Source organism: Johannesbaptistia floridana (assembly GCF_057440575.1).
In genome coordinates, this window is the sequence record NZ_JALKVM010000349.1 from 1 (window position 1) to 1,218 (window position 1,218).

The 1,218-nt window shown below is 45.7% G+C and carries 2 protein-coding genes; both read right to left on the reverse strand.

The features are described from left to right. Positions 1-52 precede the first annotated feature (52 nt). Positions 53-904 (reverse strand): IS3 family transposase, encoded by an 852-nt coding sequence (locus MW688_RS19230; protein WP_486737630.1) that lies wholly within the window; start codon positions 902-904, stop codon positions 53-55. Continuing rightward, complete coding sequence (locus MW688_RS19235; RefSeq protein ID WP_486737631.1) at positions 898-1,164, reverse strand: transposase; 267 nt, start codon at positions 1,162-1,164, stop codon at positions 898-900. Before MW688_RS19235 ends, MW688_RS19230 begins: the two co-directional genes overlap by 7 nt. Positions 1,165-1,218: the final 54 nt, after the last annotated feature.

Genomic DNA, 1,218 nt, shown 5'->3' on the forward strand with positions numbered 1-1,218 from the left:
TGTAGACTTATGCTTCTTAAGACAGTCAATAATTGTAAAATAGTAGTTCCAATCAAGTTTGGCAGGGGCTAGCCCCTGCCAAACTTGCGCTTTGCCTTGAAGCAAATTCCCTCGGGCTCTTCTTGCCTAAAGAATCATGAGGATGATACCAATTGTAATCTTCATTCCACCTTTCTGCGATCCTGTTATATTGGGATACCGAGCTAAACAGGTAAGCATCCAATATGTCTTCCCGGAATGTCCGGTTAAACCGTTCTACGTAGCCATTCTGCATCGGTTTGCCTGGCTCCGTATACACGGGCTCCACTCCATTTTTCAGGCACCAGGCCTTGTATTCATCTGAGCGGAACTCCGACCCATTGTCTGTACGGATATATTTTGGCAGCCCGTATTCACTTTTCAGCAGTTCCAGTTGCCTTAATACCCTCTGGGAGGGGTAGCTTACCCCACCCTCATTGCATAAGCACTCTCTGTTGTAGTCGTCTATGATATTCAATACCCTAAACGTCCTGCCATCTTCCAGGCTGTCGCTCATAAAGTCCATGCTCCAGACTTCATTAAGCCCGGCTGGCTGTCCAAGGGGCTTGCGAAGCTCTTCTGGAAGCCTCTTCCTCTTCTTTGGCCTTCGCACTAAGCCCATTTCTCTATATACGCGTAGTACTCTGCTCCAAGCCCATTTTTTGCCTTCACGCCTGATCCGGTAGTAGTAATTCTCAAATCCACGGTTGGGATATTTTTCAACCATCTCATCAAGTTTTTTAACCACCGGCGTGTCGTCTAACTTGCTCTTGTAATACCAGCTGGACCTGCTCATCTGAACTAACTCACAGCACTTCCCGACTCCGGTATTGTATTTCTTTTTCAAGTATCCGACTACATCTCTTTTGGCGGAAGGCTTTACCACTTTTTTGAGATTACATCTTTTGCCATTTTTAGTTGAAGGGCCTGGTCCGCGTACATCTGCTTCAGCTTTTGGTTCTCCTCTTCCAGCTCTTTAAGGCGCTTGAGGTGGCTGACTTCCATCCCGCCATATTTCCTGCGCCAGGTATAGAATGTCCCTTTTGTAATGCCCAGATCTCGGCTGATCTCTTCTACCGACCTGCCTGATTCGTTCTCTTTGAGCGCCTTGATTATTTGGCTCTCTGTAAACTTTGATTTCTTCATAACAGCTTAAAGTTAGTGAATTTTTAAACTGTCTTATTTTTACGCAAGTCTACA

What these genes read in the sequence shown, in the direction of transcription:
- MW688_RS19235 (WP_486737631.1), bottom strand. Translation starts at nt 1,164, where the DNA reads ATGAAGAAATCAAAGTTTACAGAGAGCCAAATAATCAAGGCGCTCAAA.